The 19,814-nt window shown below is 63.1% G+C and carries 15 protein-coding genes and 1 tRNA gene; 10 read left to right on the forward strand and 6 right to left on the reverse strand.

The window, feature by feature from the left end; translation table 11 throughout:
* Positions 1 to 44: 44 nt before the first annotated feature.
* Together GAU_RS12245 and GAU_RS12250 are read right to left on the reverse strand one after the other, a co-directional pair.
* Positions 45 to 944 (reverse strand): M55 family metallopeptidase, encoded by a 900-nt coding sequence (locus GAU_RS12245; RefSeq protein WP_015894189.1) that lies wholly within the window; start codon positions 942 to 944, stop codon positions 45 to 47.
* A 74-nt stretch (positions 945 to 1,018) separates the two neighbouring features.
* Positions 1,019 to 1,630 carry an outer membrane beta-barrel protein gene (locus tag GAU_RS12250; protein ID WP_015894190.1) on the reverse strand — a complete coding sequence of 204 codons (612 nt, stop codon included), beginning with the start codon at positions 1,628 to 1,630 and terminating at the stop codon, positions 1,019 to 1,021.
* Positions 1,631 to 1,832: 202 nt separating this feature from the next.
* On the opposite strand from GAU_RS12250, the gene GAU_RS12255 reads away from it, so the two are divergent.
* The 10 genes from GAU_RS12255 (at position 1,833) to mobA (ending at position 13,297) form a co-directional block, all read left to right on the forward strand.
* Positions 1,833 to 1,914: transfer RNA gene (locus GAU_RS12255), tRNA-Leu, on the forward strand.
* A 204-nt stretch (positions 1,915 to 2,118) separates the two neighbouring features.
* Positions 2,119 to 3,900: an FAD-dependent oxidoreductase gene (locus GAU_RS12260; RefSeq protein ID WP_015894191.1), complete on the forward strand. Its 1,782-nt coding sequence runs from the start codon at positions 2,119 to 2,121 to the stop codon at positions 3,898 to 3,900.
* The gene (locus GAU_RS12265) at positions 3,897 to 5,735 is read left to right on the forward strand and encodes a 2-oxoacid:acceptor oxidoreductase subunit alpha (RefSeq protein WP_015894192.1); all 1,839 of its coding nucleotides are present in this window, start codon (positions 3,897 to 3,899) and stop codon (positions 5,733 to 5,735) included. The genes GAU_RS12260 and GAU_RS12265 overlap by 4 nt, the downstream gene beginning before the upstream one ends.
* Positions 5,732 to 6,787: a 2-oxoacid:ferredoxin oxidoreductase subunit beta gene (locus GAU_RS12270; protein ID WP_015894193.1), complete on the forward strand. Its 1,056-nt coding sequence runs from the start codon at positions 5,732 to 5,734 to the stop codon at positions 6,785 to 6,787. The genes GAU_RS12265 and GAU_RS12270 overlap by 4 nt, the downstream gene beginning before the upstream one ends.
* 16 nt (positions 6,788 to 6,803) lie before the next feature.
* On the forward strand, positions 6,804 to 7,304 hold the full coding sequence (locus GAU_RS12275) for an NAD(P)H-dependent oxidoreductase subunit E (protein WP_015894194.1): 501 nt from the start codon (positions 6,804 to 6,806) through the stop codon (positions 7,302 to 7,304).
* The gene (locus GAU_RS12280) at positions 7,304 to 8,866 is read left to right on the forward strand and encodes a formate dehydrogenase beta subunit (protein ID WP_015894195.1); all 1,563 of its coding nucleotides are present in this window, start codon (positions 7,304 to 7,306) and stop codon (positions 8,864 to 8,866) included. The genes GAU_RS12275 and GAU_RS12280 overlap by 1 nt, the downstream gene beginning before the upstream one ends.
* Positions 8,863 to 11,619 carry a formate dehydrogenase subunit alpha gene (fdhF, locus tag GAU_RS12285; RefSeq protein WP_015894196.1) on the forward strand — a complete coding sequence of 919 codons (2,757 nt, stop codon included), beginning with the start codon at positions 8,863 to 8,865 and terminating at the stop codon, positions 11,617 to 11,619. Before GAU_RS12280 ends, fdhF begins: the two co-directional genes overlap by 4 nt.
* A 25-nt stretch (positions 11,620 to 11,644) precedes the next feature.
* On the forward strand, positions 11,645 to 12,475 hold the full coding sequence (gene fdhD, locus GAU_RS12290; protein ID WP_052574412.1) for a formate dehydrogenase accessory sulfurtransferase FdhD: 831 nt from the start codon (positions 11,645 to 11,647) through the stop codon (positions 12,473 to 12,475).
* A complete protein-coding gene (locus GAU_RS12295) occupies positions 12,468 to 12,701 on the forward strand; it encodes a formate dehydrogenase subunit delta (RefSeq protein WP_015894198.1) in 234 nt (77 codons plus the stop codon). Before fdhD ends, GAU_RS12295 begins: the two co-directional genes overlap by 8 nt.
* Positions 12,698 to 13,297 (forward strand): molybdenum cofactor guanylyltransferase MobA, encoded by a 600-nt coding sequence (gene mobA, locus GAU_RS12300; RefSeq protein WP_015894199.1) that lies wholly within the window; start codon positions 12,698 to 12,700, stop codon positions 13,295 to 13,297. The genes GAU_RS12295 and mobA overlap by 4 nt, the downstream gene beginning before the upstream one ends.
* A 61-nt stretch (positions 13,298 to 13,358) precedes the next feature.
* Here the strand turns inward: mobA and GAU_RS12305 are convergent, their stop codons facing one another.
* From GAU_RS12305 to nuoL, 4 genes are read right to left on the reverse strand one after another with little or no spacing between them, the layout of a single operon-like run.
* Positions 13,359 to 14,996, reverse strand: coding sequence for an NAD-dependent malic enzyme (locus tag GAU_RS12305; RefSeq protein ID WP_015894200.1), 1,638 nt, complete (start codon positions 14,994 to 14,996; stop codon positions 13,359 to 13,361).
* Positions 14,997 to 15,012: 16 nt separating this feature from the next.
* Positions 15,013 to 16,398, reverse strand: coding sequence for an NADH-quinone oxidoreductase subunit N (locus GAU_RS12310; RefSeq protein ID WP_041266531.1), 1,386 nt, complete (start codon positions 16,396 to 16,398; stop codon positions 15,013 to 15,015).
* A complete protein-coding gene (locus GAU_RS12315) occupies positions 16,388 to 17,926 on the reverse strand; it encodes a complex I subunit 4 family protein (protein WP_015894202.1) in 1,539 nt (512 codons plus the stop codon). Before GAU_RS12315 ends, GAU_RS12310 begins: the two co-directional genes overlap by 11 nt.
* On the reverse strand, positions 17,919 to 19,814 hold the full coding sequence (nuoL, locus tag GAU_RS12320) for an NADH-quinone oxidoreductase subunit L (RefSeq protein WP_015894203.1): 1,896 nt from the start codon (positions 19,812 to 19,814) through the stop codon (positions 17,919 to 17,921). The genes GAU_RS12315 and nuoL overlap by 8 nt, the downstream gene beginning before the upstream one ends.

The raw sequence follows: 19,814 nt of genomic DNA on the forward strand, positions 1-19,814 counted from the left end.
CTCGGTGCAATCACCGTGCGCCCCATTTTCATGCAGCAGTACCGTCAATCCGGATTGATGAACCGGTACAGCACCCGGATCAGACGATAGGCGTCTGGCATCGACTCGCGCGAAAACTCCACGGTCGTGGGCGACACCAGCTTGATCTCGCGAAAGGCCGTGGCCACTTCGGGGATGTTGGGATTGGGGAAGGTCATGCGCACGGTATACTGCGCCGCCCGCTCCGGGCGCCCCTTTCGCGAGGCCGCCACCACGTCCTTCGCGGCCTGCTGAATCTCATGGCGCGCCTCGGCCAGCGGCCGCAGCTCCACGGCTCGGGTGTTGATAGCGCGCTTCACGACTACGCCGCGCACATTGGGAGCCGTCGCCTTCTGCTCCTCGACCGCCACATCGTCGCCGGTCACCAGCAGCACCGGCACACCATACCAGCGAGCCAGCAGGGCGTTCATGCCGCCCTCCCCCACCGACAGGCCGTTCACTTCCAGATCACGCACCACGCCAGAACCCGTGTGGGCAAACACGCCACGCGGCGTGCCCGCCTTGGCGTGATAGCCCACGAACAGCACCGCGTCGAAGGTGGAGTCGAGCCCCTCCATCATGCCATGTCGCTTGAAGCTGTGGCTGATCAGGCGAGCACGCGGATCGAGGTCTTCGGGCAGGATGTTGCGCTGGCTGCCATGGGAATCGTTCACCACGACCTCGGTCGCGCCGCCCTCGAATGCGCCACGAATGGCGGCGTTGGCGTCCTCCACCATCAGCCTCCGTGCGCGACCATACTCATTGCCGGTGGCCGAGGTCTGGTTGTCGCTGTTGATGCCGCTGATCCCCTCCATGTCCACGGAGATGTAGATCTTGCGGGCGCCCTGTGCGGCACTGGCAACAGGGAATGCGGCCGAGCCTGCGAGGAGGCTGGCAATCAGGACGCGGGACAGCGAACGCACCATCGGAACTCCGCAGGCTGGGGGAGGTGTGAGATCACCACGCCCCCCAGCGACTGCAAGCAACAGCGGGGAGCGCGCTACCGGAAAAGGTAGAGTGACGCGCCCACCTGCACACGGGTGCCTGTGGACCTGAAGTCTTCTTTGGTCGTGGATCCGCCGGTGATGTCATCCAGGCGGGTCAGGTTACCGAAGGTCCAGAGGGCCGTGCCCGTGATGGCGATATGCGGTGTGATGCCCAGATGGACGCCCGCGCCGGCCGTCGGGGCGATCCCCTCGAACTTGGTACTGCGATCGGCGGCCCGGCCCGTGGCACCGGCCGTGGCGAACACTCGCACCGGCGAACTCGCGCCCGGCAGCAGATACATGCGCAGAAGCGCATCGTACTGCTTGAGCGTCAGGTCGTCGGAATTCCCGCGACGGGTCACCGCGCTGCGGTCGAAGTTCACGAGCACCGCGACGTTGTCACTGATGCCGAGACCGGCGTGCAAACCGAAGCCACTGCCAAACTTGAGGTCTTCGGCCGCGTCCTTCACGGATACGGATGCGCCGGCGTATTGCAGTCCGAAGAACAGTCCCTTGGTGCTGCCGGCATCGGCCTGTGCTTCAACGCGGGTGGCGGAGAACGTGGCGAACAGCGCGACGGCGGCCGCCGCGAGGCGCGGCATCGAACGAAAGCGAGTGCGTGACATGGTGTCTCCGGGAAGGCGTCTATGGCAGGCCCCGTGGAGGTGGGGCGTGGTGGCGGGAGGACGTGGTGCGCACCGCGCGCACTGGCGTACCGGCAACTGCTACCCGGACGCCGCGAAAGGGTCTCATCAATGCTGCGATCCGCATCACGTGGCCGGCTTCGCTATACTTCTCCCTCGCCGACGCGCGGGATGTCGGTGGTTTGCGGACGTGGCGAAATTGGTAGACGCGCCAGCCTTAGGAGCTGGTGGGGCAACCCATCCCGGTTCGAGTCCGGGCGTTCGCATAGCAACTTCTCATGACTGATCATGCAGGAACTGTGCATGAGGTCTGCATGAATGTATTCCGATAGAAATTGTCCGATTATTGACAGCACCTGAATTGTGATGCGCGAGAGCGAACATGTCGGACAAACCCTTCTTGCCGAGTGATGGTCCGGGGAGCAAGCTAGCATGAGTCTGCTCTTCTCTCCCTACAGGAGCCCCACCTCATGGCAGCAACGGACGTCACGGACCCGCAATTCTATCATCGGGTCGTGGACTGTCAGTGGGCCTGTCCGGCTCACACCAATGTTCCGGGCTACATCCGTCTCATCGCGCAGGGCCGATACACGGAATCGTATCTGCTCAATCGTGAATCGAACGTATTCCCCGGAATCCTCGGCCGTACCTGCGACCGTCCGTGCGAGCCCGCATGCCGTCGCGGTCGTGTCGAAGAAAAACCCGTTGCCATTTGTCGACTCAAGCGCGTCGCGGCCGATCATCGCGACGACATCCGTGCGTTTCTTCCGAAAGCACCTTCGACAAAAAACGGGAAGCGTGTTGCCCTCGTCGGCGCGGGTCCGTCGGCACTGACGGTCGCCAACGATCTGCTGCCCCTCGGCTACGACGTCACGATCTTCGAACGCAATGCGCAGCCCGGTGGGCTCATGCGCATCAACATTCCGTCGTTCCGACTGCCGGCCAAGGTACTCGACGATGAGTGTGGGTACATCATCGACATGGGTGCCAACATGCAGTACGGCACCGAGGTGCAGAGCCTCAAGGGCCTGCTCGATGATGGCTACGATGCGGTGTATGTCGGCACCGGCGCGCCGAAGGGCAAGGAACTCGACATCCCCGGCCGCTCCGATGCACCTGAACAAGTGCACATCGGCATCGAGTGGCTCGCCAACGTGCACTTCGGGCATATCGAAAAGATCGAACCGCGTGTGGTGATCATCGGCGTGGGCAATACCGCCATGGATTGCTGTCGCACGGCCAAGCGCGTGGGAGCCACCGATGTGAAGGTGATCGCGCGTCGCGGACGCAAACATTTCAAGGCGTCGCCGTGGGAACTCGAAGACGCCGAAGAAGAACAGGTCGAGATCATCGAGAACCACGCGCCCAAGCGCATGGTGGTGGAGAACGGCACGCTCGTCGGCATGGAGTTCGAAGTGCTCGAGTGGACCGAAGACGCCAACGGCAAGCAGTCGAGCCGGGTGGTGGACACCGTCATCATTCCGTGTGACGCGGTCATTCTCGCGATTGGTCAGGACAACTCGTTCCCCTGGATCGAGCGTGACATCGGGGTGGAATTCGATTCGCGCGGCATGCCCAAGGTCGACAAGGCCACGCATCAGAGCACACACCCCAAGGTGTTCTTCGGCGGCGACGCGGCGTGGGGCCCGGAGAACATCATCTGGGCCGTGGCGCACGGACACCAGGCCGCGATCTCCATCGATCTGCAGTGTCAGGGTCAGGATGTGAACGAGCGGCCGCCCTATGGCATGACGCTCGTCAGTGCCAAGGTCGGCATGCACAGTTGGGCCTTCGACAACGACTACGAGTCACAGAAGCGCGCGAAGATGCAGCACGAAGAACTCGTGAAGCGCTTCAGCGATCTCGACATCGAAGTGGAACTCGGCTTTTCGGCCGAGCAAACGGCGGCTGAGGTTGGTCGCTGCCTGAATTGTGATATTCAGACCGGCTTTACGGCGTCGGCATGCATCGAGTGTGATGCCTGCGTCGATATCTGCCCAACGAGCTGCCTGACCATCACCACCAACGGCACGCCCATCGATGAGCTGCGCACGCGCCTCTCGGCGCCGGCACTCAACACGTCCCAGCCGATCTATCTCTCTGAACAACTGCCCCAGACCAAGCGTATCATGGTGAAGGACGAGGATGTCTGCCTTCACTGCGGACTCTGTGCGGAACGCTGCCCCACGGCAGCCTGGGACATGCAGATATTCGACCTCAAGAAGCCCGTTGCCGGGATGGCCTACGCATGAGTGGGATCAACGACTTCGCTTTCAAGATCGGCACTGTCAACGGAACGGGATCCGCCAGCGCCAACGGCCTGCTCATGCAGGCCATCTTCCGCATGGGTATCCCGGTATCGGGCAAGAACATCTTCCCGTCCAACATCCAGGGCCTGCCGACCTGGTATGAGATCCGCGTCTCGAAAGACGGCTACATGGCCCGTCCTTCGGAGGTGGATCTCGTCGTGGCCCTCAATCCGGCCACGTACGCCAAGGACGTGGCGACAGTGCGCCCCGGCGGCTACCTGCTCTACGATTCGTCCTGGCCGCTCGACCCGGACCTCGTGCGTGAAGGGATCACCATCATGGGGATCCCCTTTGGTCGGCTGTGCGTGGAAAACTTCCAGGGCGACCGCGACCGCACACTGCTCCGCAACATCGTGTACGCCGGCTCACTCGCGGCACTGCTCGGCATCGACATGGATGTCGTGAGCAAGATGCTGGAAGAGAAGTACGGCAAGAAGCCCAAGCTGCTGACGTCCAATCACAAGGCCATCCAGCTCGGCTACGAGTACGCCAAAGCGCACTTCACCTGCCCGTTGCCGTTCAGCCTCGAGAAGATGGATCACACCAGTGATTCCATCCTCATCGATGGCAACACCGCCTGCGCGCTCGGTGCGGTGTACGCCGGTGCCACGGTGGGTGCATGGTATCCCATCACGCCGGCCACCGCGTTGATGGAACAGTTCAAGGCATTCTGCGACAAGTTCCGTGTGGACAAGGAGACGGGCGCACACAACTACGCCATTCTCCAGGCGGAAGATGAGCTGTCGGCGGCCGGTATCATCATTGGTGCTGGCTGGGCCGGTGCTCGCGCGTTCACCAACACGTCAGGCCCCGGCATCTCGCTGATGCAGGAATTCATCGGGCTCGCCTACTACACCGACATTCCGGCCGTCTTCTTCGATATCCAGCGCTGCGGGCCGGCCACCGGCATGCCCACGCGGACGCAGCAGGCCGATCTCCTGTCGCTGGCCTATGCGTCCCATGGCGACACCAAACACCTCGTGATTTTCCCGGCCAATCCGGGAGAGGCGTTCGAGATGTCGGTGCAATCGTTTGATCTCGCCGAACGTTTCCAGACGCCGGTGTTCGTGGCCACCGATCTCGACATCGGCATGAACGACTGGATGGTCAAGCGCTTCACCTGGGACGACAGCTACACGCCAGATCGCGGTAAGGTGCTGCACAAGGAAGATCTGGAGAAGATTCAGAAGTTCTCGCGGTACCTCGATGTGGATGGTGACGGCATCGCGGCCCGCACGCTGCCCGGCGTGGGTGGCAAGGGTGCGTATTTTGTGCGCGGCTCCGGCCACGACAAACACGCCGCCTACACCGAAGACTCCGACGCCTATCAGGAGCTCGTCGATCGCCTGAAGCGAAAGTTCGAGCACGCAGCGACGGCGATGCCAAAGCCCGTGTTCACGCTGCAGGACGGCGCCGACGTGGGCCTGGTCACGCTGGGTGGCTGTGATGCGGCAGTGCGTGAGGCCGCAGACAAGCTGCGAGCTCAGGGCATCGTGGCAGACGTGATGCGCGTGCGCGCCTTCCCCTTCGGAGCAGAAGTGAAGGACTTCTTCTCGCGCCACGAACGCGTGTTCGTGATCGAGCAGAATCGCGATGCGCAACTGCGGTCGCTGCTCGCCATCGAACTCGGCATCCCGCGCGATTCCATGCTGTCCATCGTCGACTACGGCGGCATGCCCCTGACGGCCAAGGTGGTCGTCGATGCGGTGTCCAAGAAGCTAGGCGCCCTGGGCCATGTGCCCTCCACGTTGGGCGCCACCAACGGAGTGCACGCATGACATCCATTGCGAAGCCCCCAGTCAAGCATCCCAGCTCGCGCACGAATGGCCTCGGACTCACCATCCGGGACTACGAAGGCGCCATGTCCACGTTGTGCGCCGGCTGTGGGCACGACTCGGTCACCGCAGCGATTGTGCAGGCGGGATGGGAACTCGACCTCGAACCCCATCGCGTGGGCAAGATGAGTGGCATCGGCTGCTCTTCCAAGACCACTGCCTACTTCATGAAGCAGTCGCACGGATTCAACTCCGTGCATGGACGCATGCCGTCGGTGACCTCCGGTGCATCGGCGGCCAACCGTGGCCTCACGTACATCGGCGTGTCCGGTGACGGCGATTCGCTGTCCATCGGCCTCGGACAGTTGTCGCATGCCATCCGCCGTAACGTGAACATGCTGTATGTGCTCGAGAACAACGGCGTGTACGGGCTCACCAAGGGACAGTTCTCGGCGTCCGCCGACATCGGCTCCACCTCCAAGAAGGGGGAAGCCAATGAGCAGTCACCCATCGATCCCGTGCTGCTGGCGCTGACACTGGGCGCGACCTTTGTGGCCCGGTCGTTCTCCGGCGACAAGAAGCAGCTCGTTCCCATTCTCAAGGCCGGCCTCTCGCACAAAGGCTTTGCGATCGTCGACGTGATCTCCCCGTGTGTGAGCTTCAACGACCACGAGGGGTCCACCAAGAGTTATGCGTTCACGCGTGAGCACGAAGTGGAAGCGGTGCATGCGGATTTTGTGCCACTGCGCCGCGAAATCACCATGCCGGAGTCTGGCGAAGACGTGAAGTCGGTGACGATGCACGACGGCAGCGTGGTGCGCCTGCGGTCCACATCTGCCGACTACGATCCGACGAACCGTGATTCGGCGTACGCGCATGTGCGCGCCTGCCAGGCACGCCGAGAGATCGCCACGGGCTTGCTCTTTGTGGATGAGCGCGGCCGGGACATGCATGACTTCATGAAGACACCCGAAACTCCGCTCGTCGATCTGCCCTACGAGGCGCTGTGCCCGGGCAAGGGTGCCCTGGACAAGCTCATGGAGCGCTACCGCTAGAGGACTCCTCAAGGCGATGTCACGTGATGCCATCCGCGAGCAGGCGGTCATTGCCGACCTGCTCGCGCAGTCACCCACCGGCGCCGAACACCTGCTGCCTGTATTGCAGCAGGTGCAGGCCACGGTGGGTTTTGTTTCCCAGGACGCCATGCGACAGATCGCGCAGGCGTTCAACATTTCACGCGCCGATGTCTATGGCGTGGTGACGTTCTACACGGACCTGCGTGAGGCACCGGTCGGCCAATACGTCATGCAGTTGTGCATGGCTGAAGCCTGTCAGTCCGTGGGGTGCCGAGAGCTGGCCGCACACGCCACGCATGTGCTCGGGGTACCGCTCGGGCAGACCACGGCAGATCATCGCATACACCTTGAGGCCGCATACTGCTTCGGCAACTGTGCGTTGGGCCCCACCATGCGCATCGATGACCGCATCGTGGGCGGCGTGACACCGGCGCGATTCGATGAGCTGCTGGCGGAGTTGCCGGTGGCCGCCAGCAGCGAACGAGGCGCCGCCTGATGCGCATTCATGTGCCCAATGATACGGCGGCCCGTTCCGTGGGCGCGGACGAAGTCGCGCGTGCGTTGGCCAGCGTACCGGTGGTGCGCGACGGGCACGCTCACGTGGTGCGCAATGGGTCGCGCGGAGCGTACTGGCTGGAGCCACTGCTGGAGCTGGAGACTCCAGAAGGGCGCGTCGGTTTCGCCAATGTATCGGCCGCCGAGGTGCCCGCGCTTTTTGCAGACGGTCTTCCCGATCGCCGTCACCCGAAGTGCATCGGACTGGTGGAAGCGCTGCCGTGGCTCGCCGAACAGGTGCGCCTCACGTTTGCGCGGATCGGGCGCATCGACCCGTTGTCACTCGACGATTACCGCACGGCGGGCGGCTTGCTCGGCCTGGAACGCGCCATCGGCATGGATTCCGCAGGCATTGTCCGCGAAATCACGGCGTCCGGCCTCAGAGGCCGGGGTGGCGCGGCATTTCCAGCCGGCATCAAATGGGAAACCGTGCGAAACGCGCGTGCCCCTCAGAAGTACGTCGTGTGCAACGCCGACGAGGGGGATTCAGGTACGTTTGCTGACCGACTGCTGATGGAAGCCGATCCGTTCCAGCTCATCGAAGGCATGACCATCGCCGCGTTGGCGGTGGGGGCAACACAGGGCTACGTCTATCTGCGCTCGGAGTATCCGTACGCGGCGCAGATTTTCGGAGAAGCCCTCGCCCGCGCCCGCAGTGCGGGCATGTTGGGCGCATCGGTGTGTGGCAGTTCGCACGCCTTCGATATCACCCTGCGCATCGGTGGTGGGGCGTACATCTGCGGCGAAGAAACGGCCTTGCTCGAAAGCCTGGAAGGCAAACGCGGTGTGGTACGCGCCAAACCGCCGCTGCCCGCCTTGCAGGGGCTGTTCGGCCAGCCCACCGTCATCAACAATGTGTTGACCTTCGCTGCGGCCACGGACGTGCTGGCTAGGGGTGCACAGCACTACGCATCGCACGGCCTTGATCGATCCACTGGCACCATGCCCTTTCAGTTGGGTGGCAACATCCAACGTGGCGGACTGGTGGAACTCCCCTTTGGCATCACGTTGCGTGACCTGGTCGAACGCTTCGGCGGTGGCAGCTATTCAGGACGTGCGCTACGAGCCATTCAGGTCGGCGGCCCGCTCGGGGCGTACCTGCCGGCATCGCAGTGGGACACTCCACTCACCTACGAGCACTTCGCGGCCATCGGGGCAATGCTGGGGCATGGTGGCATCGTGGCCTTCGACGACACGGTGGACATGGCCGCGCAGGCGGAGTTCGCGATGGCCTTCTGCGCCCATGAGTCGTGCGGCAAGTGTACCCCCTGCCGTATTGGCTCCACCCGTGGTGTGGAAGTGATTCAACGCCTGCGACGTCGTGAGCAGGTGCGGGATCAGTGGAACCTGCTCGAAGAGCTGTGTGAAACGATGGAGCTGGGTTCGTTGTGTGCGTTGGGTGGCCTCACGCCGATGCCTGTTCGCAGCGTGATGAAGCACTTCACCGCCGATTTGCTGGCCCCGGCCGGCGGTGCATCTTCCACATCGCAGGTGGCACCATGATCAAACCCGCCCTCGATTTGTCCGCTGCTGCGGCGACGCCTCTGATCGACATCACCATCGACGGCATGACCACGTCCGTGCCCGCCGGCACTACAGTGATGCAGGCGGCCAAGACCGTGGGCGTGGACATTGCGCGGCTGTGCGCCAACGACACCCTGAAGCCCTTTGGCTCCTGTCGCTTGTGCGTGGTGGATATCGCGGGGCGAAAGGGGTTGCCCGCGTCCTGCACCACGCCCGTGGACCATGGCATGGTGGTGCGCACCCAAACGCCGCAGCTCGCCCGTGTGCGACGCAACGTGATGGAGTTGTACATCTCCGATCACCCGCTCGACTGCCTCACCTGCGCCGCCAATGGCGACTGCGAATTGCAGGACATGGCCGGCGCCGTGGGGCTGCGGGAAGTGCGCTACGGATACGGTGGGGAAAATCACCTCGAGGCCGAGAAAGACGAGTCGAATCCGTACTTCACGTTCGACCCGTCCAAGTGCATCGTCTGCTCGCGTTGTGTGCGGGCCTGCGATGAAATCCAGGGCACCTTTGCGCTGAGCATCACCGATCGTGGATTTGCGTCCAAGGTGAGCGCTGGCATGGGTGAAGCGTTCCTGAACTCCGAGTGTGTCTCGTGTGGTGCCTGCGTGCAGGCCTGCCCCACCGCCACGCTCACCGAAAAGAGCATCATCGACGCCGGCCAGCCGGACCGCGTGGTGAAAACCACCTGCGCCTACTGCGGCGTGGGCTGTTCTTTCGACGCAGAGCTCAAGGGCAACGATGTCGTGCGCATGACGCCCTCGGCCGAGGGCGGTGCCAACGAAGGCCACTCCTGCGTGAAGGGCCGGTTTGCATGGGGCTATGCCACCCACAGCGATCGAGTGCTGCACCCGATGGTGCGTGAGCATATCGATGACCCCTGGCGCCAAGTCAGTTGGGAGGAGGCCATCCAGTTTGCGGCGGCACGCTTTCGTGCCATTCAGGACGAACATGGCCGCGAAGCCATCGGCGGTGTTTCGTCGTCACGCTGCACCAACGAAGAAGTGTACGTGGTGCAGAAGATGGTCCGCGCGGCCTTCCGCAACAACAACATCGACACCTGCGCCCGGGTGTGCCATTCGCCCACCGGCTACGGGCTCAAGCAGACCTTCGGCACGTCAGCCGGCACCCAAGACTTCAAATCGGTGGCCCATGCCGATGTGATTCTGGTGATTGGCGCCAACCCCACCGACGCGCATCCGGTGTTTGCCGCCCGCATGAAACGTCGACTGCGGCAGGGCGCCAAACTCGTGGTGATCGATCCCCGACGCATCGACCTGGTACGGTCGCCGCACATTCAGGCAGCGCATCACCTGCAATTGCGCCCCGGCACCAACGTGGCGGTCATCAATGCGCTTGCCCATGTGATCGTGACCGAAGGCCTGGTGAATGACACGTTTGTCGGCGAACGCTGTGACGCGGTGTCATTCACACAGTGGCGCGACTTCATCGCGCAGCCGGAGCATTCTCCCGAAGCCACCGAGGCGCACTCCGGGGTGCCTGCGGCCGAGGTCCGTGCAGCGGCACGCCTGTACGCTGGCGCCGGCAACGCGGCCATCTACTACGGTCTGGGTGTCACCGAACACAGTCAGGGCAGCACCATGGTGCTTGGCATCGCCAATCTCGCCATGGCGGCCGGTCAGATCGGTCGTGACGGTACTGGCGTGAACCCCCTTCGTGGCCAGAACAATGTGCAGGGATCCTGCGACATGGGGTCCTTTCCGCACGAACTGCCCGGCTATCGGCACATCTCCGACAATGCGGTGCGTGGCCGCTTCGAAGAAGCGTGGCACACCACGCTCGATCACGAACCGGGGATGCGCATCCCCAACATGCTCTCGGCGGCGGTGGCGGGCGCCTTTCGCGGGATGTTCGTGCAGGGCGAAGACATTGCGCAGTCCGACCCCAACACCATCCACGTGACCGATGCGTTGCGTGCCATGGACTGCGTGGTGGTACAGGATCTGTTTCTCAACGAAACAGCCAAGTATGCCCACGTTTTCCTGCCTGGTACGGCCTTCCTCGAAAAGGATGGCACCTTCACCAATGCCGAGCGACGCATCAATCGGGTGCGTCCCGTGTCGCCGTCGCGCACCGGCATGTCGGAATGGGAGGTGGTCTGTCGGCTGTCCACGGCGATGGGATATCCCATGGGCTATGACAACGCGTCGCAGATCATGGACGAGATCGCGGCACTGACACCCACGTTTGCCGGCGTCTCCTTCTCCCACCTCGACCAGGTGGGCAGTGTGCAGTGGCCCTGCACCACGGACACCCCCCTCGGCACACGCGTCATGCACGAACAGGCGTTTGTGCGCGGCAAGGGGCGGTTCCTCGTCACGCAATACGTACCCACCGACGAGCGCTCCACACGCAAGTTCCCGCTGCTGCTCACCACCGGCCGCGTGTTGACGCAGTACAACGTGGGCACGGCCACGCGGCGCACCCCCAACACCATGTGGCACGACGAGGATGTGTTGGAGATGCATCCGCACGACGCCGAGGTGCGTGGCGTGAGCTCCGGGGATGGGGTGCTGCTCTCCAGCCGCAAAGGCGCCATCACATTACACGCCCGGGTTACCGACCGAGTCCCCGAGGGAATCGTCTACACCACGTTCCATCACCCCGAGGCCGCCGCCAACGTGGTCACCACCGAGTTCTCCGATTGGGCGACCAACTGCCCGGAGTACAAGGTGACTGCCGTGGAGGTGCGCCCGGTTGACTGACAGCGAAGCCGCCACGGCGGGAGTGATGTCTCGCGCCATTGTGCGCAGCGGCCCATCAGGCAGCATGGTTGCCGGTGCGTGGGCGATTGCCGTGGAAGCTCCGGTTGCCATCACGATCAACGACACGCCCTGGACCGTCATGCTGGCCACACCGGCGGACCTCGAGGATCTGGCCATCGGGCTGGCGATCACCGAGCGCGTGGTGTCGCATGCTACAGCCATCGCGGATGTCCGGATCTCGGAAGCACTGGGTGAATACACCGTGCAGTTGTCTGCCGATTCCGCTCTGGTCGACACGAACGCACTCCGCGCTCGCTCGCTGCTCGGCAACACGGCCTGTGGACTGTGCGGCATCGAGACGCTGGCGGCGCTGCATAGTCGGCACACGGAGCGACACATCACGGAGCCCGTCGATGACGAGGCCATACGTCGGGCCGCTGGGACGCTCGCCGCGCATCAGCCGCTCAATGCCACCACACGCTCTGTGCACGCGGCGGCCTGGTGCACCATGCAAGGTGACATCGTGCTGGCGCGTGAGGACGTGGGCCGACACAACGCCCTCGACAAACTCGTGGGCGCGGTGCGCCGGTCAGGCACACCTGTGACACCAGGCTTTGTCCTGATGAGCAGTCGGTGCAGTTATGAGCTCGTGTACAAGGCCATCGCGCTCGATGCACAACTACTGGCCACCGTCAGCGCGCCCACCACGATGGCCTTGCAATGGGCAGAGCAACTGGGACTGCCGCTGGTGTCCACCATGGGACGTGGAGACGTCCTCGAGATCATCCGATTCCCCGAAAGCGGGGAACGCGGAAACATGAGTCATGCACAGGAACCGGTGATGCACCATGTCTGACCACGACGTGATCCGCATGGTCAATCAAATCGCGCAGTTCTTTGCCCCCTATCCGGAAACTGACGCGGTCGAGGGGATTCACGATCATATGGTGAAATTCTGGCCGCCCGCCATGCGACGAGAACTGGCGGCGCTGGTCCATGGCTCGGCCAACACACCGGAAGCTCTGCACCCGCTGGCGCTGCAGGCCGCCCAACGACTGGACGCACCGCCACCACTCCCGTGATCACGCGGGACGACATCACGGGGATTGTATTGTGTGGTGGCCGAGGCACGCGCATGGGCGGCGCGGAGAAGGCGCTGCAACTGCTTCATGGACGCCCACTCGTGGCCCACGTGCTCGAACGACTGCAACCGCAGGTCGTTGCTGTGGTGATCAGCGCCAATCGTGAGGCACCAGCCTATGCGACGTACCGGGTGGCGGTGGTGCAGGATCTCGCGGACGATCAAGGTCCCTTGGGCGGCCTGCAGTCTGCGTTGCGACATGTGCACACGCCCTGGTTTTTCTGCTGCCCGGGCGATGCGCCGTTTCTCGACCCACAGCTCGTCGAGTCTCTGGCCCGCCACGTCGATCAGCCCGACATCACCATCGTCTACCCCTACGACGGCGAACACCACCAGCATCTCTTTCTGTTGGGTCGTACAGCCTTGGCGGCTTCGCTGGACCTCTATCTCGCCAGCGGTCAACGATCGGTCCACGGATTCATCGACACCCACCAGGCATTGTGCGTGCCGCTGCCCGGCATCACCGAGAGTTTCACGAACATCAATACAGGTATCGAACTCGCAGCAGCGAATCAGGTTCCTGCCAGCCGGGGGTGAAGCACAGAAGCCGCCCCCGGCCTGATCGGAGACGGCTTCTTTCCATCGACGCAGGACTCCGTCAGATCAGCGACTGATACACCGGCTCATACATCGCCGCAGAAACCGCAGCCGCGAGATCATCCGGGCGCGCCGTGCGAGCAAGACCACGGTCAAACGCGATCTTCGCCACTTCGATGGCAATCGCGCGTGACACCTCGCGAATCCGCGTGAGACTCGGATAGATCCGGCCCATGGCCAGATCTTCCGGTGTCACCAATCCGGCCAGCGTACGGGCCGCTGCCGCGAACATCTCGTCCGTCACGCGCGAGGACTCACTCACGATGACCCCGAGCCCGACACCCGGGAAGATGTAGGCGTTGTTGCCCTGTCCCGGCACATGGGTGCGCTCCTTGTACGTCACGGGCGCGAAGGGACTGCCGCTGGCGAACACCGCTCGGCCATCTGTTGCGCTGTACGCCTCACGTGCCGTGCACTCCGCCTTCGACGTGGGGTTGGACAACGCCATGATGATCGGCCGCGGATGGTTTGCCGCCATCGCCGTGAGCACCCCTGGCGTGAAAGTGCCGGGCTGACCAGACACCCCGATGAGTGCATGCGGCTTGAGCTGTTCAACGGCCTCCTGCAACGAAGCCACCGCATCATACTCGTGCGCGAACCGACGTTTGTGCTCTGCCAGATCTGTACGGGACGCGACGACCAGCCCGCGCGAATCCATGAACCAGCACCGCTGACGGGCTTCGAGTTCGGTCAGTCCTTCGGCGATCATCTCCTGCACGACCAGATCACCAATGCCGATACCGGCTTCGCCTGCGCCAAGGAACATCAGACGCATGTCGCGTAGCGGCACACCCGTGAGTTTGGCCGCCGACAGCAGTCCCCCCAGTGTCACCGATGCGGTGCCCTGGATGTCGTCGTTGAATGTGCAGGTCCGATCGCGCCACTTCTCGAGCAATGTGAACGCGTTGTGATTGCCGAAGTCTTCGAACTGCAGGCAGGCAAGCGGGAAACGTTCCTTCACGGCCTCCACGAATTCGTCGAGCAACGCGTCATACTCTTCGCCACGCATGCGCGGATCACGCACTCCCATGTAGGCCGCGCTCTCACGGAGTGCCGTGTTGTCCGTGCCGACATCGATGGTGATGGGCAGACACTGATGCGGCGACACACCAGCACACGCCGTATACAGCGTGAGCTTGCCGATGGGGATGCCCATGCCGTTGGCGCCCAGATCACCCAGACCGAGAATACGTTCCCCATCGGTCACCACGATCATGCGCACGTCATCGTGTGGCCAGTTGGCCAGTACATCGCGCACCCGCCCACGATCTTCCGACGTGACATACAGACCGCGGCTCCGGCGGAAGATCCGACCGAACTCTTCACACGCCTGCCCCACCGTAGGGGTGTACAACACCGGCAGGAACTCCTCGAGATTGTCCATCACGAGGCGGTAAAACAGCGTGACGTTGCGATCGTGCAGCGCGACCAGATACGCGTACTGATCGATCGGTGTGGGGCGCGCTCTCACGCCAGGCAGGATGCGCTCGAGCTGCTCATCCTGGGTCATCACGCGCGGCGGCAGCAGCCCGCGCAATCCGAACGCATCGCGCTCCGCGGCCGAGAACGCCGTTCCCTTGTTGAGGACGGGATCGTTCAGCAGCGTGGCGCCGCGTTTCGGTTGTAGTGGTGCAGTCACGACCTCTCCAGATGTCTCAGAGCCGCGCCAGGGCCCACCCAGGCGCGATGGTCAACACAGCCGTGGCCAACAGGCAGAGCACACCCGCCACGCGGGCCAGTGCCTGTCCGTTGCCAGTCGTTCGAGCCCCTTCGCCGGCGCTCATGAACATCCGCTGGATGACACGCAGATAGAAATACAGTCCGAGGAAGCTGCCGATCAGGCCGAGCACAGCGTAGGCGCTGTATCCGGCGGCAACCACCGATCGAAAGATAAGGAACTTGGCCGTGAATCCGGGAAGGGGCGGCAGCCCCGCGAGCGACAACATTGCCACAGCAATGAGAGAAGCCGCCAGCGGATCCCGGTGGAACAGCCCGTCCAGACGGTCCATCCGGTCGCGCTCCTCGTCGGTCGCGGCCGTGGGCATCATCGCAAAGGCCAGCAAATTGGCCGCCGCGTACACCACCACATAAAACGTGATGGCCTCGAGACGCCCGGCCGACGATCCCAGCATCGCATAGAACAGGTAGCCGGCATGGGCGATCGATGAATACGCAATCATCCGTCGGAAGTTTTGCTGACGGATGGCCGCGATATTGCCCCACACGATCGACACCAGCGGCAGTACGGCCACGATGCCCACGAGCGGGCCGGTCAACTCGGCACCGTCGAACAACCGCCACGCCACCAACATCACACCGCCCTTCGACAGCGTGGCCATAAAGGCCGTGACGGGAATGCTCGCCCCTTCGTAGGTATCCGGCGCCCAGGCATGGAACGGCACCACGGCCCCCTTGAGAAACAGGGCCGACACCACGAGCACGACCGCGGTGCGGGTGAGCGGATCACTTGCCGTCACCGATTGTGCAAACGCCGTCATCGACAGCGAGCCGGTCTCCCCGTAGATGAGGGAAAGACCCATCAGGAACATCGCCGACGCGGCCCCGCTCAACACGAGATACTTGAGCGCCGACTCCGCCGACTGCGGCCGACGGAATGCCAGCACGATCAGTGCATACACGGGGATCGACATCAGTTCGAGCCCGAGGAACAGCACCAGTGCACTGGCCGCCGACGGCAACAGGCTCATGCCATACAGCGACGACAGCAGCAGAATGGAGAACTCCCCGTCTTCGAACTCCGTGCGCGACATGAGCAGCACCGGCACCGCCAACAGCAGCAACATGCCCTTGGTCATGAGCACCGGTGGCGTCACGACAAACTGACCGGGGAACGGTTCCAGCGTGGTGCCACCGGCTCCCAGCCAGAAAGCCGCCGCAGCGGCGGCGAGCACCGACATCACCGCCACCGGCAGGGCAAGCGTGCGCCCCTGCCGCAACAACACCGTGATGATGGCCGCCACGATGCCGCCAAGCAGCAGATGCTCGGGCAACATACCCAGCAGCGCGTCATTAGTTGGCATGCGCACCCACCTGCGTGGAGGTCATGCGCGACTGGAACGCCTTGGCGGCCAATTCGGTCTTTTGCAACGCACCGTCGGGGAACAGGCCGAGCGCAAAGATGGACACCATCAGAATGGCGAGGATGCTGCGTTCACGCAGCGACAGATCGTTGAGCGGCGCGTGAGGTGCCTTGGCAGGTCCGAAGAGGAACGTCAGGGCAAATCGCAGCATGTAGAGCGCACCCAGCACCACGCCGGTCACGGCTACCACCGCCAGAATCAGCGGCAACTGATTGCCATCGAGATGCTGTGGCCAGGCTGCATTGAACGCGCCCAGCAGCACCATGAATTCGCCGGTGAATCCACTCGTGGTTGGTAGTCCTACCGATGCCAGCGTGAAAACGATGAAGAACATCGCATACACCGGGATCTGCCGCGCCAGTCCGCCGTACGCCGACAGCTCACGCGTGTGGCACCGCTCATACACCATGCCCACCAGGAGGAAGAGTCCAGCCGCCACCAGGCCATGACTCACCATCTGGATGATGGCCCCCTGAATGCCTGCCAGATCGAGACTCAGCAACCCCAGCATGACATAGCCCAGGTGACTGATCGACGAGTAGGCGATGATCTTCTTGATATCCGTCTGCACCAGCGCGAGACATGCGCCGTACACGATGCTCACCACCGACAGCGTCATCAGCATCGGCGTGAACACACGGGTCGCATCGGGGAACAGCGGAAAGCCCAGCTTGATGAAGCCGTAGGTACCCATCTTGAGCAGCACACCAGCCAGAATCACCGACCCCGGCGTGGGCGCTTCCACGTGCGCATCGGGCAACCAGGTGTGCAGCGGCACCATCGGTACCTTGATCGCAAACGACAGGGCAAACGCCGCCAGCAACGTGATCTGCACATCGAGCGGCAACTGCGCCTGCATCAGGTCGGTGAAGGCAAACGAAGCCACACCGCCCGCATTCTGCAGTGACTGCACCAGGTAGATCAGGGCCGCCAGCATGAGAATGCTGCCAAACGCCGTGTACAACACGAACTTGATGGTCGCGTAGCTGCGCCGCGCGCCGCCCCAGATGCCGATGATGAGGAACATCGGAATCAGCATCGCTTCCCAGAACACATAGAACAGGAAGAGATCCTGGGCGAGAAAGGCGCCCATCATGGCGAACTGCAGCAACAGCACCATGACATGGAACATCGTGACATCGCGCTCAATGGCCGTCCACGCGCCGAGCACGACCAAGGGACCAAGAAAGCCCGTCAGCAGCACCAACAGCACGTTGAGTCCGTCCATGCCGATGGCGTATGACACCCCCCACTCAGCGATCCACGGCACCGTGGTGGCGAACTGCAACCCGCTCACCGTGCTATCGAAATGGGTATACAGCGCCACGGTCATCAAGAACTGCACGGTCATCACACCCACCGTGACCATGCGCACGGCCGGTGCGTTGCCACGGGGCAACGCCAGTAGTGCACCGGCCCCAAGTAACGGCAGGAACAGCACCCAGTTCAGGAGCATCGCATCAGACATGGCGCCAGCTCCAGAGCACAACGCCGACCAGTCCGACCACCACCATCAGGCCGTAGAGATGCAGGCTGCCTGTCTGGACTCGGGCAAACAAAGCCGCGGTTCGATGGGCCATGGCGCCCAATCCATTCAGCGTACCGTCCAGCAGCATGCGGTCGCCGCCCTTGAGCAGCACGTTCTCCGAAATCCACACCAGTGGACGTCCGAGTGCCCGATCATAGAGTTCGTCGACGAAGTACTTGCCGCTCAGCAGCGCATGCAGGGGCGCGAAGGTCCGGGCAATGCTCTCCGGGCGTGACGCGGGGCCACTGTAGAGGAACACCGCCAATCCGACACCACCAAAGGCCAGGGCCACCGAGACATACAACAGCGTGTGCTCATAGTGTTCGAGCGCTGGCACGACCTGCGGCAATGGCAGTTGGGGCTCGAGGAAATGTGGCACGCCGATGTAGCCGCCCACGACAGAGAGTACGGCCAGCACGCCGAGCACACCCGTCATCGACAAGGGCGACTCGTGCACATGGTGCTCCACTTCATGGCTCATGCGCGATGCGCCAAAGAAGGTGAGCCACAACAACCGTGTCATGTAAAAGGCGGTCATCAACGCGGTCAGCGCCGCGAGCCCCCACATCCATGCGGCTCCACCAGAGGCGCTGGAGAAGGCGTACCATAGGATCTCGTCCTTCGAGAAGAAGCCGGCGAGTCCCGGAATGCCGGCAATGGCGGCCGTGGCGATGGCGAATGTCCAGAACGTCACGGGAATGCGCTTTCGCAGTCCGCCCATCTTCCGGATGTCCTGCTCACCACCCAGCGCATGAATCACGCTGCCGGCGCCCAGGAACAGACACGCCTTGAAGAAGGCATGGGTCATCACGTGAAAGATGGCCACGCCGTATGCGCCCACACCCAGAGCCAGGAACATGAACCCGAGCTGCGATACCGTGGAGTAGGCCAGCACCTTCTTGATGTCGGTCTGTACGAGCGCGATGGTCGCGGCGAAAAACGCCGTGAGCACACCGATCACCGCCATGACCTGCGAAGCATCGGGCGCCAGCACATACACCGCTGACATGCGCGCCACCAGGTACACACCGGCAGTAACCATGGTCGCGGCGTGGATCAGTGCGGACACGGGCGTCGGACCAGCCATGGCATCCGGCAGCCACACGTACAACGGAATCTGCGCCGACTTGCCGGTGGCGCCGACAAACAACAACAACGCCACCAAACTCGCCGAGATCATCGCGCCCTGCCCTGCCACGAGCGCGCCGTTGATCGTGTCCATGTCCAGCGTACCAAACGCGCGATACAGCAGGAACATCCCCAGCAGGAACCCGGCATCACCGATACGGTTGGTGATGAAGGCCTTCCGACCGGCAGCGGCGTTCGCGAGATCATCGAACCAGAACCCAATGAGCAGGTAGGACGCCAACCCCACGCCCTCCCAGCCCACGAACAACACCAGCATGGAGCGACCCAGCACCAGCAGCAGCATGAAAAACAGGAAGAGATTCAGGTACGCAAAGAAGCGCCCGAAGCTCTTGTCATCGTGCATGTAGCCAGTGGAATAGATGTGGATCACCGATCCGACACCGGTCACGATCAACGTCATGATCGCGCTGAGGCGATCGAAGTAGAACGCGATGTCGAAGCTGTTGCCCCCAACGGTGGCCCACCGATACAGCGGTTCCACCACCGGCGCATAGCCATTCGCCTGGAGGCTCAGAAAGGCACTGATGGTCAGGGCAAACGAGGCCAGCGGCGCGGCGCAGCCGATCAGCGCCGCCGCGCGATGTCCAAATCGATGCCCGCCGAGGGCGGTGGCAAACGTGCCGTTGAGGACGAACCCGACCAGCGGGAGCAGCGCAATGAGCGCCAGCGTGTGCGACAT

The sequence above is a fragment of the Gemmatimonas aurantiaca T-27 genome (assembly GCF_000010305.1).
GTDB lineage: Bacteria > Gemmatimonadota > Gemmatimonadetes > Gemmatimonadales > Gemmatimonadaceae > Gemmatimonas > Gemmatimonas aurantiaca.

Bases quoted from the DNA above. Each gene is read 5' to 3' on its own strand.
- GAU_RS12250 (WP_015894190.1), bottom strand. From the start codon at position 1,630: ATGTCACGCACTCGCTTTCGTTCGATGCCGCGCCTCGCGGCGGCCGCC.
- GAU_RS12260 (WP_015894191.1), top strand. From the start codon at position 2,119: ATGGCAGCAACGGACGTCACGGACCCGCAATTCTATCATCGGGTCGTG.
- GAU_RS12270 (WP_015894193.1), top strand. From the start codon at position 5,732: ATGACATCCATTGCGAAGCCCCCAGTCAAGCATCCCAGCTCGCGCACG.
- fdhD (WP_052574412.1), top strand. From the start codon at position 11,645: ATGTCTCGCGCCATTGTGCGCAGCGGCCCATCAGGCAGCATGGTTGCC.
- GAU_RS12275 (WP_015894194.1), top strand. From the start codon at position 6,804: ATGTCACGTGATGCCATCCGCGAGCAGGCGGTCATTGCCGACCTGCTC.
- nuoL (WP_015894203.1), bottom strand. From the start codon at position 19,814: ATGTCGCACACGCTGGCGCTCATTGCGCTGCTCCCGCTGGTCGGGTTC.
- GAU_RS12265 (WP_015894192.1), top strand. From the start codon at position 3,897: ATGAGTGGGATCAACGACTTCGCTTTCAAGATCGGCACTGTCAACGGA.
- GAU_RS12295 (WP_015894198.1), top strand. From the start codon at position 12,468: ATGTCTGACCACGACGTGATCCGCATGGTCAATCAAATCGCGCAGTTC.
- GAU_RS12315 (WP_015894202.1), bottom strand. From the start codon at position 17,926: ATGTCTGATGCGATGCTCCTGAACTGGGTGCTGTTCCTGCCGTTACTT.
- GAU_RS12245 (WP_015894189.1), bottom strand. From the start codon at position 944: ATGGTGCGTTCGCTGTCCCGCGTCCTGATTGCCAGCCTCCTCGCAGGC.
- GAU_RS12310 (WP_041266531.1), bottom strand. From the start codon at position 16,398: ATGCCAACTAATGACGCGCTGCTGGGTATGTTGCCCGAGCATCTGCTG.
- GAU_RS12280 (WP_015894195.1), top strand. From the start codon at position 7,304: ATGCGCATTCATGTGCCCAATGATACGGCGGCCCGTTCCGTGGGCGCG.
- fdhF (WP_015894196.1), top strand. From the start codon at position 8,863: ATGATCAAACCCGCCCTCGATTTGTCCGCTGCTGCGGCGACGCCTCTG.